Source organism: Photobacterium proteolyticum (assembly GCF_001939735.1).
In the GTDB taxonomy this organism is placed as follows: Bacteria; Pseudomonadota; Gammaproteobacteria; order Enterobacterales; family Vibrionaceae; genus Photobacterium; species Photobacterium proteolyticum.
In genome coordinates this window covers 206,109-220,291 of sequence record NZ_MJIL01000099.1, presented here as the reverse complement: position 1 = coordinate 220,291, position 14,183 = coordinate 206,109, and the positions used below count along the sequence as shown (strand labels likewise).

General features: G+C 45.9%; 15 protein-coding genes and 1 pseudogene. 7 read left to right on the top strand and 9 right to left on the bottom strand.

Features of this window, described 5'->3' with window-relative positions:
* Positions 1 to 20 precede the first annotated feature (20 nt).
* The 4 genes from BIT28_RS27200 to BIT28_RS27185 all read left to right on the top strand — a co-directional run bounded on the left by BIT28_RS27200 (position 21) and on the right by BIT28_RS27185 (position 2,788).
* Complete coding sequence (locus BIT28_RS27200) at positions 21 to 299, top strand: polyhydroxyalkanoic acid system family protein (protein ID WP_075768166.1); 279 nt, start codon at positions 21 to 23, stop codon at positions 297 to 299.
* 210 nt (positions 300 to 509) lie between these two features.
* Positions 510 to 1,106, top strand: a complete 597-nt coding sequence (locus BIT28_RS27195) for a phasin-related domain-containing protein (protein ID WP_075768086.1) — start codon at positions 510 to 512, stop codon at positions 1,104 to 1,106.
* 94 nt (positions 1,107 to 1,200) lie between these two features.
* Entirely contained in the window at positions 1,201 to 1,560 is a 360-nt protein-coding gene (locus BIT28_RS27190) for a phasin family protein (RefSeq protein ID WP_075768165.1), read from the top strand.
* Between the two features lie 292 nt (positions 1,561 to 1,852).
* Positions 1,853 to 2,788: an alpha/beta hydrolase gene (locus BIT28_RS27185; protein WP_075768085.1), complete on the top strand. Its 936-nt coding sequence runs from the start codon at positions 1,853 to 1,855 to the stop codon at positions 2,786 to 2,788.
* A 5-nt stretch (positions 2,789 to 2,793) separates the two neighbouring features.
* Here BIT28_RS27185 and BIT28_RS27180 read toward each other — a convergent pair whose 3' ends face one another.
* The gene (locus BIT28_RS27180) at positions 2,794 to 3,738 is read right to left on the bottom strand and encodes a GlxA family transcriptional regulator (RefSeq protein ID WP_075768084.1); all 945 of its coding nucleotides are present in this window, start codon (positions 3,736 to 3,738) and stop codon (positions 2,794 to 2,796) included.
* A 45-nt stretch (positions 3,739 to 3,783) separates the two neighbouring features.
* A complete protein-coding gene (pbpG, locus tag BIT28_RS27175; protein ID WP_075768083.1) occupies positions 3,784 to 4,677 on the bottom strand; it encodes a D-alanyl-D-alanine endopeptidase in 894 nt (297 codons plus the stop codon).
* 294 nt (positions 4,678 to 4,971) lie between these two features.
* Here pbpG and BIT28_RS27170 point away from each other — a divergent pair, with 294 nt between their 5' ends.
* The 3 genes from BIT28_RS27170 (at position 4,972) to BIT28_RS27160 (ending at position 6,277) form a co-directional block, all read left to right on the top strand.
* Entirely contained in the window at positions 4,972 to 5,328 is a 357-nt protein-coding gene (locus tag BIT28_RS27170; RefSeq protein ID WP_075768082.1) for an MmcQ/YjbR family DNA-binding protein, read from the top strand.
* A gap of 99 nt (positions 5,329 to 5,427) precedes the next feature.
* The gene (locus BIT28_RS27165) at positions 5,428 to 5,892 is read left to right on the top strand and encodes a GNAT family N-acetyltransferase (protein ID WP_075768081.1); all 465 of its coding nucleotides are present in this window, start codon (positions 5,428 to 5,430) and stop codon (positions 5,890 to 5,892) included.
* Between the two features lie 184 nt (positions 5,893 to 6,076).
* On the top strand, positions 6,077 to 6,277 hold the full coding sequence (locus BIT28_RS27160; protein ID WP_075768080.1) for a hypothetical protein: 201 nt from the start codon (positions 6,077 to 6,079) through the stop codon (positions 6,275 to 6,277).
* A gap of 23 nt (positions 6,278 to 6,300) precedes the next feature.
* Here the strand turns inward: BIT28_RS27160 and BIT28_RS27155 are convergent.
* From BIT28_RS27155 to fdhD, 7 genes and pseudogenes are all read right to left on the bottom strand, one after another.
* Positions 6,301 to 6,858, bottom strand: a pseudogene (locus BIT28_RS27155) (ATP-dependent Clp protease proteolytic subunit); the annotation flags it as partial.
* 292 nt (positions 6,859 to 7,150) lie between these two features.
* Positions 7,151 to 8,110, bottom strand: a complete 960-nt coding sequence (locus BIT28_RS27150; RefSeq protein ID WP_075768079.1) for a hypothetical protein — start codon at positions 8,108 to 8,110, stop codon at positions 7,151 to 7,153.
* Positions 8,111 to 8,484: 374 nt separating this feature from the next.
* Positions 8,485 to 9,117, bottom strand: coding sequence for a TetR/AcrR family transcriptional regulator (locus tag BIT28_RS27145; RefSeq protein ID WP_075768078.1), 633 nt, complete (start codon positions 9,115 to 9,117; stop codon positions 8,485 to 8,487).
* Positions 9,118 to 9,211: 94 nt separating this feature from the next.
* Positions 9,212 to 9,727 carry a DUF2505 domain-containing protein gene (locus BIT28_RS27140; RefSeq protein ID WP_075768077.1) on the bottom strand — a complete coding sequence of 172 codons (516 nt, stop codon included), beginning with the start codon at positions 9,725 to 9,727 and terminating at the stop codon, positions 9,212 to 9,214.
* 9 nt (positions 9,728 to 9,736) lie between these two features.
* Positions 9,737 to 11,725, bottom strand: coding sequence for an SDR family oxidoreductase (locus BIT28_RS27135; protein ID WP_075768076.1), 1,989 nt, complete (start codon positions 11,723 to 11,725; stop codon positions 9,737 to 9,739).
* Positions 11,726 to 12,280: 555 nt separating this feature from the next.
* Positions 12,281 to 13,195 (bottom strand): helix-turn-helix transcriptional regulator, encoded by a 915-nt coding sequence (locus BIT28_RS27130; RefSeq protein ID WP_075768075.1) that lies wholly within the window; start codon positions 13,193 to 13,195, stop codon positions 12,281 to 12,283.
* The gene (fdhD, locus tag BIT28_RS27125) at positions 13,196 to 14,131 is read right to left on the bottom strand and encodes a formate dehydrogenase accessory sulfurtransferase FdhD (protein WP_075768074.1); all 936 of its coding nucleotides are present in this window, start codon (positions 14,129 to 14,131) and stop codon (positions 13,196 to 13,198) included.
* Between the last annotated feature and the right edge of the window lie 52 nt (positions 14,132 to 14,183).

Below are 14,183 nucleotides of genomic sequence, written 5' to 3'. Positions count from 1 at the left end.
TAAATCGAGTGAGCTTCTTTGTGACTATTTTTATTGAACGTAACCATGATTTTCCTTTAGATGATATCACTGTTCTATCGGAGCAAATCGCAGGAGAGCTTGAGCAGGAATATGGGCTCACCTGGGCTTGGGAAGAGAATAAGCTTCTGATCAATCACGCGTCTGCAAGGGGCTTTCTGCACTCCGAGGAGGGCAAGATAACGATAGAACTGAAGCTAGGATTTGCGGCCAGTTTATTTTCGTCCAGTATTGAAAACCATATTTCTGAGCGCCTGGATCAGTTGCTTCTTCCTAATTGATTGAATTTATTGCACTAAATAGAGTCCTTTGATGGGCTCTTTTTTTCCCCCCTTTTATCTTGCCGAATTGTTGTTCGTTTTTTTGATCCAGCCCACGATAAATTGTTGTTTTAGTAAGAACATTCTAATTGAAATTCATATTCTGTTGTTAAGCAGTCAGGCAATACCCACTGGCTGACAAGTTGTCACAGAGATATGGAGGGCACACTCATGGGCATCTTTAAACAGACTGCGGAAGAATCTAAAAAAGAGCAGATTCGTGACGCTATGGTCTACAACATCTGGTTAGCTGGTTTGGGCGCTTATGCAAAAAGTGCAGACGAAGTAAATCAATTGTCGGATAAAGGAAAAAGTTTATTCGATGAGTTAATTGAACGTGGTCGAGTTGTTGAATCTAAAACCAAAGAGCGCGTACACACCGCTCGCAGTCATACTTCGGTAGCGATTGAAGAGCGTGTACACACTGTGGTTCAGAAGCTTATCGGTATTGATAATGAGCGTCTTGACCGCGTTGATGACAAGATTGATCAACTGACTTCAAACATTGAAGCGCTATTGGCTCGCCAGCAAGAAGTGGCGAAACCGGCAGCGAAACCTGCGGCGAAGAAAACCACCGCAAAGTCTGCAGATAAGCCGGCCACAACGCGGACAAGAAAACCAAGCGTTGCGCGTCGTAAGCCTGTTAAGGCTGCAACTCCAGTACCTAAAGAACCAGTGGCTGAGAAGAAAACGACTTCTGAGCCGGTAAAGCCAAAAGCCGTGGCCGCTAAGCCAGTTGAGGAAAAAAAGCCGGCAACTGAAGCCTAAGCGGTGTAAGGAACATGTACCGATAGCAAGTAAGCCATCGGTGTTTGTATAGATATTTTGACAATCCAGCGTGAATACGCAGGGGGATATGATTATGAGCGATAACACAGTAGTGAAAGCGGCCAAAAATGTCGTTGAAAGTGGTGAAGGTGTTGCACGCAACATCTGGCTAGCCGGTTTAGGTCTATATAGCCGCAGCCTAGAAGAAGCGCAGCAAATCAATGAGAAAACTAACCAGGTATTCGATGAGCTCGTAGAGCGTGGTAAAGAAGTCGAAATTGAAGCTAAAGAATGCATTGGTAAAAATGCAGAAAAAGCGACTGATGAAGTAGAAGCAGGTATGAATGATCTTTTCTACCGCCTCAGTGGCGTTGACCGTGAGAAGCTTGAGCGTATGGATGAAAAAATCGACAAGCTAACAGCTGCGGTTGAGAAGTTGGCAGAAGCAGAGTAACTGCCAGCGCAGGGTTACGATCAATAAGCCAGCCAGACGATAATGTAACCCTGTTAGGCATAACTGCCTTTCCCAGTCTGTAGGCAGTTTGCCTTTTAGGTTGCGCGTGGGCCATGCACGCGCACCTTTTTTAATTGTATGGCGTAGTCAGATTTAAACAGCGATGTTCATTCTTTTGGACATATTTAATCGCAGTTGTTTGGGAAATTGAGCAATGTTTTTCTGCCATATGTTGACCAATCAGGATATTTAATCCTAAATTTGTTACTGAATTGTAATAAAGGTGGCGTTTATGGATAGTTGGCGAAATAGGGCTTTCAATAAGGTGTTATTTCGGATCATGCGACAGCGGCTTGCTGGTTGTAATACCACACAAGAAATGCGTGATTTGATCTTAAGTATTGATAACTATGGTGCATTGATCTCGGCGCCAAAAGGGATGGAAGTTATTCCAACTAAATTTGCCCATATTCCTTGTGATTGGGTCAATATGCCCCGCAGCAGCGGCAGTAAAATTATTTTGTATTTCCACGGTGGTGGTTTTTGCTTCCATAGCCCCAAAATACATGGTGCTTTTTTGGGCCGTCTAGCCAATGCGACAAAATCACGTGGATTAATGGTTGACTACAGTCTTGCGCCTGAAAACCCTTATCCCACCGCCCCTGACGAGTGTTTTGCCGTCTACCGCGCTCTGCTAATTCAAGGTTATTTGCCGCACCAAATCGTATTGGCCGGTGATTCAGCTGGGGGGAACTTAGCGATGACGACCTTGCTCAGATTAAGAGAAGCCAACCTGCCTATGCCTGCCGGGGCGATACTGATGTCGCCGGTCTCAGACATGGCTGTGACTGGAGAGTCAGCCTTTAAAAAGTGCAAAGATGATCCTTTCTTTGATTTGAGTACGCTGCTGTTGATGCGCAATAACTATATTGGTAACCAGAACCCTTGTAGTCCGGATATTTCGCCATATTATGCTAAACTGCATGACTTACCGCCAATTTTTATTACGGCAGGAACCGAAGAGTTGTTAATGGATGATGCGGTAAATCTCGCTGAAAAAATTGGCGAGGATGGAGGAGATGTCACTATCAATGTGGTGAAGGGGGTTCCCCATGTCTACCCATTGTTTTACCAGTTAAGTGAAGCCCGGGAAGCAATCAAACTCATGGCTGGCTTTATCAACGACAAATACAAATCAGCCAAGTCTGAACAAAAAAAAGCCAGCTAGCGAGGCTAGGGCGCTCTTGTAAAGCGACGGCGAAAGTCTCTTGGTGTCAGGCCTGTTATTCTGATAAACACTTTTCGAAAGGCACTGATATCTTCGTACCCAACCTTGTTGGCGATGGACTCAATGCTGGCAGTTGATGATTCGATTAAGTCACAGGCTTTCTGAATACGTGCTCTTTGTAAGTACTCAATAGGTTTTAATCCTGTTGCTTTAACAAAACGACGCAAGAAGGTTCTTTCAGCCAGAAAGCTCATTTCAGATAATCTTGCGACTGAAATCGGTCGGTGAAAGTTAATCTGGATATATTGCTGTACCTTCAGCACGGCTTGATCGCCATGCCCACGTTTTGGAATAAAGCGCGTGTAGTAACGCTGCTCCCGCTCACCAGTATCGACCACCATACTTTTTCCAAGCTGACGCATAATACTGGGGTGCGAAAACTGGGCAACTAGCTCCAGGCCCAGATCGACCCATGACATAATCCCACCGGCAGTAATAATGTCACCGTCATTGACGAGAATTCTCTCGCTGTTAAGCACAAGGGCCGGAAAGCGGCTCGAGAGCTTTTCTGCCAGCCCCCAATGCGTCGTGACTTCCCTGGCATCAAGAAGCCCTGTAGCGGCTAGGATGAAAGCCCCCGCACAGGCGGAGCAGATAAGAGTTCCCGCCTGATGGGCTGAGACAATCCAGGCGCAAAGATCCCCGGGCGGTGCCTGATAGGCTTGCTCGTCCAGGCTAGGAGGAATAACAAGGACTTGGTAGTGAGGATGCTTACTCTCGAGCGAGTCTTCGGTTGAGAGGATGATGCTGGTATCAAACTCAATGTTTGAGTCTTCTTGCTGGCCAATGCGATTGGCCAGCTCGAACAGTTCACTCAGGCCAAATACTGCGGACTGAAGGCAGCCTGGATAGTTTAGGATGCCTATGCGTACTTGTTTGTTATTGTGCACTGGTATGCCATTTCCTGAGTTACATCGAATAATAGAGCGACTTCGCTACTGGGTTAGTTCAGCCAACTTGGTGCGTTGGTAATGTTTGGCTGAGTCAGAAATTTTGCCGCTATTTCCTGTCTGGATCCACCTTTTAATTCTTCCCGCATCACCGACAGGGGTAAGTTTGCCGTAAGCATCAAGCATTACCATCAGTAGTTTATTGCCATCGATACTGGTGACCATCGCAAGGCAATAGCCGGCAATATCGAGGTAACCGGTCTTGCTTAGTTCGACGTTCCACTTTTTACCGCGGGCAAGGGCATTGGTGTTTGTATATCCCAGTTTGTATCGCGGTTTTTTGAAATATGCCGTATGAACCGGCGTGGTACTGTATTTTCGGATCTCAGGGTAATCATAAGCCGCCTTGACCATCTTGCTGATGTCGGCTGCTGTCGAGACATTTTTCGGGCTAAGGCCGGAGCTGTCCACAAAGCGTGTATCCGTCATTCCCAGAGATTTGGCTTTTGCATTCATGGCCTCGACAAAAGCACTATAACCGCCAGGGTAGTTGTCTGCCAGTGCTGCAGAGGCAAGGTTTTCAGATGACATCAGGGCAATATGAATGGCTTCGCCGCGGCTGAGCTGAGATTCCATGCGAATTCGAGAATAACCGTTATAAATACGCTCTTTATCGGTTTTATCGAAAGTGATTTTTTCTTTAAGTGAGAGATCAGCATCCAGCACGACCATGGCGGTCATCAGCTTGGTGATCGAGGCAATCGGCATAACGATATCTGCATTTTTTTGAAATAAGGTTTCGCCAGATTTGAGGTCAGTAACATAGGTACTGACAGAGGCTGTTTGAATTTTGCTTGGATCCAGTTGGGTTTTATCCGTTGCTGCAACGGCACTGCCTGTGCCCCATAAAGCTAAAACCAGTAATAACACTCTACCCACAATGACTCCTTGGCGTAGATGGTAAACGTTCTACCCAAGCGTCTAGTGGCTGCTCGGGTTTCTTAACAAAGTGGATAATAGTTCACTTTATTGATTGCTGGTGCAAGTCATGATTGTGTAAAGCCGAGTTAGGCCACATTATGAGTTATTGCCGATTATACCCAAGTGACTTCAGGATGCTGAATGTGACGAGTTTTCAGGGTTTGCCGATTGCAGATGGCCTGCAACCTTGGCATTTGTTAACGTACTGAATTAAAAGAGGTTGAACCGAAAACCAAGTTATGAGGAGAGGTTGTGAAACAGCATGAGCTAGAAGAATACCTGGGAAAATTTTCGGGATCTGAGGGCAGCTATCCGTTTGGCCCGGAGGCATTGGTATATAAAGTGATGGGAAAAATGTTTGCGCTGGTGGCCATTCATCAAGGTGTCCCTCAGGTTACGTATAAGTGCCAGCCTGCCGATGGCGAGGTTTTGGTCAGTCAGTTCGAGGGGATTATTCCTGGTTACCATATGAATAAACGCCATTGGATAACTGTATCGTTAAGCAGCGATGTTAACGATGCTATGTTGGTGGATTTGGCCGATAAGTCATACCAGCTAGTTGTGAGCAAGCTAAGAAAGGTTGATCGCGAGGCGTTGTCGCAACTATAGAAAACTCGACTGGTCTACATCGTTTTATGGAAGAAAACCGCAATAGTCGATTAGGTTAGTCGTTGTTTGGTAGTTTGGGTATAAGTGATTAGTATAAGTATGTTGAGCTTCAGACAAATAGAGCCCCAAAATGCACCGATGCATTTGCTGCTAGAGGCTGATCCCTCTGAAGCAAAAGTGACTAAATACCTAAAGAGTGCGCGGTGCTATGTTGCAGTCAGCGATGAGGAGGTTGCCGGCGTCTGCGTACTTAACGCCCTAGACGATAGAAATAAAGACGATAAGACAATTGAGTTGTTTAATATTGCGGTGAGTCCTGATCGACAAGGTCAGGGAGTTGGGAAGGCATTACTGCAATTTGTGATTAAAGCTGAAAAGCGGCGGGGTATCAGCTGTATTGAACTCGGTACCGGTACTTTTGGTTATCAACTCGCCTTTTATCAGCGGCTGGGTTTTCGTGTGGATTCAGTTGTTAAGAACTTCTTTCTAGATAACTATGATGAGCCTATCTACGAGATGGGGATACAGCATAAGGATATGCTGCGGTTAGTATTGCACTTGTAACCAGTCCTTTACTTTAATCATCAGTATTTTGTATGTTTCTTTGTGTTAGGTGTGTAATTGTTGTGCATTGTTGCGAATATTGGCCTAATTTATAATAAGAACATTTGGTAGCTGGTAAGAAAAAGTTGCCATATCTGATTAGAGATGAGCATTTATTTGTCATGCCTGATGTTGGAGGGCGGAGATGAATTCATTTGATGTATATTCAGATCAAGCTGACGGGCTGAGAACTCTTATCAAAAGATATGAGTGCCGGGAAGTCGTAAAGGCTCACCAGAGCCAACTTCGAATAGCGATTGTATCCGGCGAGTCCAGGGATGTTGATGACTTGATGAAGTCGCTAGAGCTCGCGCAGCGTGCCTTTGAAGCGACTTATCAGAAGTAGAGATATCCTCTCAACAAATTTTATCAAGACACGATATCGAGCTGCTCATAGTTAGTGATGACATGGCTGACGATACCGTACTCAATCGCTTCTTCAGGGCTCATCCAGTAGTTTCTGTCTGTATCTTGTTTCACTTTTTCAAGCGGCTGTCCTGTCGCATCGCTGATGAGCTTATTGATTCTGTCGCGCATTCTGAGTATTTCCTGCGCTTCAATTTGGATTTCTGATGCTCTGCCGCTGGTTCCTCCCATCGGCTGATGGATCATAAAGCGTGTATTGGGCAGGCAGTACCGGTTTTCTTTATCTGCGCCGAGGAAAATGGTGATACCCGCACTTGCCACCCATCCAGTACCAATAACCAGCACCTGGGGTTTGACGAACTTAATCATGTCATGAATGGTGTCCCCGGCTTCAACGTGTCCGCCCTGGCTGTTAATGTAGAGCTTGATAGGGGCATCGCTGATTTCCTGCAATACCAGTAGCTGGGCTGTTACTTTCTCAGCTAGCTCCTGATTGATTTCCCCTGAGATGATAATTGAACGAGTGTTGAGTAACTTGTTTTGTGCGAACTCTGCATTTTGATCTTGGCTATCAAGTTGTTTGTCGTCTTTTTGACTTCAGTGAGGCATCTTTTTCTCCTAGAGCTAAGTATCAGATAAGTTTAGCATATAAATAGTGGTGCATATCTGATGGTATAGCACGAGACCTGCTGCTAACAAGATGATCGAATACTAGATTGCGTGTCAATACGTGGGGAAGGAGCGATGTTCTTGGCGGTTGAGAGGTTGTAGCAAGAAAATGGTTATTGTGTTTGAATTGACGTGCTCAACAAAGAGCACGCCAACTAGGTGTGGTTATTTATATGGCAGTAGGCTAGAAGTTATACGTCAGGCTAACTGGCATCGAGATATCTTGTATTGTTGATTCCTGATGACCTTCAAACTTAGCCAGTACCGCGTATTTGCCCTTGGATACTTTCACGCTGACTTCTTGCCCTTTTCCGACAGGAAGACCGTCAAGGTAGAAGCTAGCGGGCTTGTTACTAAGAAGAACAATATCGAAAGACTCAACGCCGACTTCTTTGACAACCTGAGCATCAATATCTTCGTTGTATTGAACAAACAGGTTGAAGTTGGCTTTGTATTCGACATTGCCATCATAATCCATCAGTGCCGAATCGACCTTGAAATTGTTGGTTGTGCTGGTGATCTCGATTTGGCCAAAGCGCGTTTCAACTGCGTCGTTGATTAGCTTGGATGTTGTTTGTTTGCTTTCAAAACAAGCGCGAATAGATTGGTATGGGGAACACTGCAATTTGCCCGAGACTGACACCGGGATAGGGTTGGCAAATTCTTTTTTAAGTCTAGTAACAACACTGTCTCTGATATCAAGCAGTTTGTCGTTATACAGTTTCTTTGACTCTCTGAGCGCGCTGTTTAGCAGAATGATCCGATCATTATGCTTCTTGATCTGGGCTGTATTTAGTTGGATTTGCTCCTGGTTCAGCTTAATCTCTTTCGAGGTTTTTTTCATTTCCGCGAAGTAATAGTCGGTTTTTTCTTCGGTGCCCGATAACATCTCCTCGCTGAGGCGACGCTGATACTCCTGGTAGAGCTGTTTATCTTTGATAATCGTAGTTTTTTGTTCTTCAATACGAGAAGTCAGCGTAAATATGCTGCTGCTGATCTTGGTTAGTTCTTTCAGTTCAGCAGTATTGCTATATTTAGCTTTTATTTGCTTAACTTGCTCTGCTTCGCTTTCTGTAAGCAGTGTATTGGCATGACTGGCAAAAGACAAACTAATGGCAGCGATGAGCATAGCGTTTTTAAACATGGGGCGATAAACCTTCGGCAAAATACATATCCAACTCAGATATGCCAGGGCCTTTGTTATTGAGTAGCGACACATCTTACAACATGAAAAGCCATTTAATAACTTATCGGGCCGGATGTCACTCATTTTATGTATAGATAATACGAAATTTATACTTTTATCAAAGTTTCTTGCCGAATGCTGTACGCATACAAAGTAGTATGCATATTGCTTTAATTAACAAAGAGATACTTTGTGCAGTAATTCGTCAATAAAGTGACGCAGAAAATGAGGAAAAATGATGTAAATGCGTTTTTTTGCATGGTGGATAAAGAAAAACAATAACGCCCGTAATGTTTAAGGCGTTATTGTTGCTTGGCTTGACGAAAGCAGTATTAGCTCACTAGTTCGTCGAGCAAATCCTGGTGAGTATAAAACGGTGAGTCGGCTGATTCGGTCAAATAAGGCTCAACCATCGATATCAGGCGAAGTACACCAGCTCTGATCAATTCAGTTTCGCTGTATTTGTCATCCAGCAACGTTTGGTAATTGAGCCAGTTCAGGCTGACCAGCAATAAATTATCGGCCAGCAAAGGCAGACTTTTTTCATCGCATTTTAACTTACCAAGACTGATAAGGTGTGCCAGCATGTCACTGCTTAGATGGCGCAGCTTTAAGATCAGTGTGCGTATTTTTCGCTTGATCTGCGGACTCTGACTGTTGAGGCTGTCGAGGTTCCTAAACAAGAAGCGATAGTGAGTGAATAACGCCATAATAGTGTGCATAAATGGCCAATAGTCATCAAAATCTTTTACCTGCTTCGGGTACTCATTGCTGATGGTAACCAGTGAGTTTTGCAGCTCGGTTACCAGGGTCGCTATTATTTCATCCTTGCCCCTGAAGTGATAGTACAGGTTACCCGGGCTGATCCCCATTTCAGTAGCAATAATCAGTGTGCTTACCTGTGCAATACCGTCACGGTTAAACAGGTCAAGGCTAACTAATAAAATCCTGTCGCGGGTTTTCATTGTATCTTCCTTGTTTTGCTAGGGTAGCTACGCAGTGCTGCTGGCATAAAGTACCAGTAATACTGGGCAGCTACACATATCTCAGCGGCGGTTTTTAGTCCTCTGCAACCAGCTGTGGCAGTGTTTCACACAGAAACTCGTACTCACTTTGCATCTGCGCTTTGATATCATCACAGATGAAAGAGACTAACGTGCTGCCAATGAGCGGTACGGATGACTTAACAGTAACCGACACGTCGTTCTGGGTTGACACACCAGTACGGTCTGTTGGTTCGCTGAACATCATCTGGCCCGATATTGTCGCCGGGACACCAATGATTTCGACATCCATATGACATAGTAGCTGCTCATTTTCTTGCCAATGCCAGCTTTCTTTTTGCTTTACGGTATTAAAATTGCCCAAAATACTTTTCAGTACGCCGGGTACGTTGGCTGGAACCTCACGCTGGGTTTCCACAATGAAGCCGTCATCCGTTTCTTCGAGTTTATTGACTCGGACATTTCTGGCACCCAGCTTCAGGTACTTATCAGTGATGAGGTCATCTTCACTGAAGTAACGTAGCAAGGTATCCAAATTTTCCTTGTAGTCATGGATTGCAGTAATTTGCATAGTGTTTCCTTACATATGTATTTCACGGATGATGCTGGATAATGCCATCACATCGGCGCTATCTTGTTTTGGATCTGAATCATGCTCCAGGCCATCAGATTCAGGCGCCATGTTAAAGCCGGTACTCATTACCAGTTCACCAATCTTCGGATAAACACCATGAACCAGAGCAGCAAACAGGCCAAGGCGGTTTGCAATACGCTTAGGTTTTTCGATGATAGCTTTAACGATCAGATCGGCAGCTTCTTCGGATGTCAGCAGCGGGATCCCACCTTCGGCCTTGCGGTAGTGATCGGCGATCATTGGGGTTTCAACAAGCGGCATGTTGATAGTCGTAAAGTTAATACCCTGGCCGCACAACTCGGCACCGGCAGTGCGGGTGAACGAATCAAGTGCTGATTTCGAGGCTGCGTAGGCAGAGAAGCGTGGCTGGTTAGTCAGCACGGCAATCGAGGAGATATTGATAATATGTCCCGCACGTTGTTCGACCATCTCAGGCAGTAGCCCCAGAATCATTCTTAGCGAGCCGAAGTAGTTGATTTGCATGGTTCGCTCGTAGTCATGCAGACGTTCGGTGGAGTGCATAACTGAACGACGGATTGAGCGCCCGGCGTTATTGATCAGGATATCGACCTTGCCGTGATCACGCTTGATTTCTTCCAGCACTTTTTGGCTAGGTTCATCTTTGCTTAAATCACATTGGTAGATATATGCGCGGCCACCGCGGCGCTCTACTTCGTTACGGGTTTGCTGCAGGCGCTCCAGATCACGGGCAATAAGCACCAGCGTGGCATTTGTTTCGGCCAGTTTCAGTGCCGTGGTATAGCCAATACCTGATGATGCACCAGTCAGGGCAATCACTTTGTTGTCGACACAGCCTTTCAAAGTTCTGTCAACGTGAAGCGAAGGATCAAGGTTGCGTTCCCAGTAGTCCCAGATGTTGTTGGCATAATCCGGAAGGCGAGGGCAACTGATGTTACTGTCTGACAGTGCATTTAGTGTGTTTGTGCAATCAAACTGAGTTGGGTAGTTAAACATTCCCAACGCATCTTTAGGGACCCTTATTTCCTGGCTAATTGCATCAATGAAACGCTTGAGGACAGGGAGCTGGCCAAGCTGGCTCCAGAAGTGGTTTGGCACCATACGGAACAGGCGCATATCCAGACGCATTGCCATTTTGGGGGCGTGACCTGCCTCGGCAAACATATTGATGACTTCGCCGGCGCGATAAGGATCAGGATCCACCAGGTGGAAGCACTGTCCTTCAACATTGTCCTTGTGAGAGATATGATCGATACAGTCAGCAACGTAATCGACCGGTACCAGGTTAAGTCGGCCACCTTCAAGCCCTAGCAGTGGCATCCACTCTGGTAGTGAACGACGCAGGCGTTGAATGATTTTGAAGAAGTAATAGGGGCCGTCGACACGATCAGCTTCGCCGGTGACTGAATCACCAATAACAATACCTGGGCGGTAGGCACGCCATGGAATCGTTGCTGATTCTCTGACCAATTTTTCCGCATCGTGCTTGGTGGCGAAGTAAGGATGATCAAGACCAGTTGCCTCATCCAGCATATCTTCGCGGAACCAGCCGCGGAATTGACCGGCGACTGCGATAGAACTGACGTAGTGGAAACAACCTGCGTTAATACGCTCTGCCAGTCTGAGCGTATTTTCGGTGCCGTTAATATTGGCACGCATCATTGCTTCTTCTTCTGCTTCAAGATCGTAAATTGCTGCAAGATGGTAGAAGTTGGTGATCTTACCTGTTAGCAATTTGATGTTGTCGGCAGAAAGTGCCAGGTTCGGTTCGGTTATCGATCCGCGGAAACTATGAAACTTATTTTTAGGAAGTTGATATTTTTCAATGAGAGACTGAAGTCTTTCTTCGCATGCTTCGCTAAATGACAGTACGTAGATATCTCCCGGTCTCTTAGCCAGACGCCTTAAAAGTTGAGAACCGATAAATCCAGTTGCGCCGGTTATGAATGAATTCATGACCACTCCTTACGCTATTTATATTTCATGTAAATTCAGAGTAATTTATTACTGGTCGGAGGACCAAGATCTAGTGTGCACCTAGTGGCACAAAACTTAAAGCATAACAGGCAGAAATTGGGTATAGATCAATATTCCAAGCAGGAATTTTTCATTTTAGAGTAATTGCTCACATATTCAGCAGAAAGCTATCTGAAATGTACATTACATAACCATTTATAATGTGGTTTGTTACTAACAGGCATATTGGTTTTGCTTATGATTCTCACTAAAAAAAGCTTATCGATTGCTTCAAACGTACGGTAATCGATAAGCAAAATGATGGTAGGGGATGAGCTGCTTGTTGAGTGGGATATGTGCTATTGATTGGCTGAATAAAACGTGGTTTTTGTTTGAATGAAAGTGAGTTGTTGATGGTTTGATTGCATTGTCTTTTGCTCCTCAACTTTTACGGCTCTTTTGATGGCTTTTTTGTAAGGAAAAAAGAATCCGCCAACGTATTTTTGCTATCATTGGCGGCCTGTTTTCCTACTTGGCATTATTGAGTTGTGGTGATCAATTCGCACTCCAAACCTGCGTGCCGGTTCGCTGAAAATTATAGCCTTGCAGCTGATCGCCTTTAGCCTGTATCTCAGGATCAGATAAAGCCTGAATCAGTTGCTGTTGCAGCGTTCTGAAATAGATGTTTTTGGGAATGACCAGCTCAAACGCTTCCCGGCAAAGCGGGATAAAGCCCAATCCAAATTCACCGGCAGTGCTTTGGCTGGCGCATCCGACATCTGCCTGTCCGCGGGCAATGGAGGAAGCCAGTTCGCGTTCGCTATAACAAACGTCGGCTTTGGTTAGCATATCTATATTGAAGGCATGGCCGTGTAACCACTCTTCAAGTGCGCGCATGCTTCCGGCGCCTTGCTGACGAAGTGCCCACCGCCAGCGAGAAGCCAGCAACTCTTGCGGATTCAGCGAGCGGGCATTAATACAGTCCGCAATCTCATGGCTCACGACCAGCCCCTGCTGACGTTCAAAGGCATGGATCAGTACCCAGTTTTTATGCCCTGGGTATTGCTGAAGCAGTGCGGGGTGACGCAGCGGCGCTTCATCGGCATGGCCCCAGTGGATAGCACACATATCGACATGGCCTTTGCTCAGCATCGATAAGCCCTGGCGGGTACCGGTTGAGGTATAGCCAACCAGCGCTGTGCTACCCAGTTTGTTGGCCATGTTGCCGACAATCATTTGAAGGAGTGGGTCATCAGAGCCGGCGATCAGCAAACGATCACTCAGTACGCCGTTATGGCAGGACTCCAGCAACCATTTATCGAGCATTGCTTTGGGAAACAACCATTTTCCGGTTACCTTGGTAGCAGGCAGCAAGCCATCGTTGGCAAGGGCATAGACCTTCTTTTCGTTAAGGTCTAAATACTCCGCGACCAGTTTGGCATTCATGAACTCGGGAAAGCTGGTGGACATTTATGCATTGCCTCCAGTCTGCTTTGTTTCGGCTCGCTGATGATCATTTTCACCTTTGTGCTCTGGTTTGTGTTGGTCATCTAGCGGGGGGAGTTTATTTCCGTCTTTGACATTAGCGCCCTTGACGTCAAGGACTAGGTTTTCCTGACCGTTGTAGACTTGAAAGCGATTTCCTTTAGCGCGAGCAATCATGGTGATCCCTAATTTCTGGGCAAGCTCATAGCCCATCTGAGTCGCTCCCGAGCGAGAAAGCAGAACCGGGATCCCCATCTGGGCAACTTTAATCACCATCTCCGAGGTCAGGCGGCCTGTGGTGTAGAATATTTTGTCTTCGCCCGTTTCGCCTTTTAGCCACATCTCGCCAGCAAGGGTATCTACCGCATTGTGTCGGCCGACATCCTCGACAAAAGACAGAATGTCTGTGTCTTTACAAACAGCGCATCCGTGAACGGCACCTGCTGCTTTGTAGGTTTCATTATGATGCGTAAGTGATTCCAGCAATCCGTACAGCTTGGATTGGGGGATCTCTGGCTGGGGGAGAGTAACGCCTTCAAGTTTCTTCATTACGTTACCGAACATGGTGCCCTGACCGCATCCTGAGGTCACTGTTTTCTTACCCAGCTTCTTTTCAAGACCATCTGTGCTTTCTTTGGTGATCACCGCCGCAGAGTTGGTATCCCAGTCAATGATTAAAGACTCAATGGCGTCGATATCTTCGATGAAACCCTGGTTTTTGAGGTAGCCAAGCACCAGGGCAGAAGGTCGCTCACCGAGGGTCATCAGGGTGACAACCTCGATCCAGTTCAGGTAGACGGTTAAAGGATGCTCGCAGGCGATTTCTTTCTCCATCATATCGCCGTACTCGTCCATAACCTGAACGGTCATAGTCTGGTTGACGGATGAATTGGTTTTAATGATTTTTGGCAGTTGGGTCATCAGAAATTCCTGCTGATTCGAAAACGTTCAAATAATGTCTGTGTTCAATCGG

Bases quoted from the DNA above. Each gene is read 5' to 3' on its own strand.
- BIT28_RS27145 (WP_075768078.1), bottom strand. From the start codon at position 9,117: ATGAAAACCCGCGACAGGATTTTATTAGTTAGCCTTGACCTGTTTAAC.
- BIT28_RS27195 (WP_075768086.1), top strand. From the start codon at position 510: ATGGGCATCTTTAAACAGACTGCGGAAGAATCTAAAAAAGAGCAGATT.
- BIT28_RS27160 (WP_075768080.1), top strand. From the start codon at position 6,077: ATGAATTCATTTGATGTATATTCAGATCAAGCTGACGGGCTGAGAACT.
- BIT28_RS27130 (WP_075768075.1), bottom strand. From the start codon at position 13,195: ATGTCCACCAGCTTTCCCGAGTTCATGAATGCCAAACTGGTCGCGGAG.
- BIT28_RS27140 (WP_075768077.1), bottom strand. From the start codon at position 9,727: ATGCAAATTACTGCAATCCATGACTACAAGGAAAATTTGGATACCTTG.
- BIT28_RS27185 (WP_075768085.1), top strand. From the start codon at position 1,853: ATGGATAGTTGGCGAAATAGGGCTTTCAATAAGGTGTTATTTCGGATC.
- BIT28_RS27135 (WP_075768076.1), bottom strand. From the start codon at position 11,725: ATGAATTCATTCATAACCGGCGCAACTGGATTTATCGGTTCTCAACTT.
- fdhD (WP_075768074.1), bottom strand. From the start codon at position 14,131: ATGACCCAACTGCCAAAAATCATTAAAACCAATTCATCCGTCAACCAG.
- BIT28_RS27190 (WP_075768165.1), top strand. From the start codon at position 1,201: ATGAGCGATAACACAGTAGTGAAAGCGGCCAAAAATGTCGTTGAAAGT.
- BIT28_RS27150 (WP_075768079.1), bottom strand. From the start codon at position 8,110: ATGTTTAAAAACGCTATGCTCATCGCTGCCATTAGTTTGTCTTTTGCC.
- BIT28_RS27165 (WP_075768081.1), top strand. From the start codon at position 5,428: ATGTTGAGCTTCAGACAAATAGAGCCCCAAAATGCACCGATGCATTTG.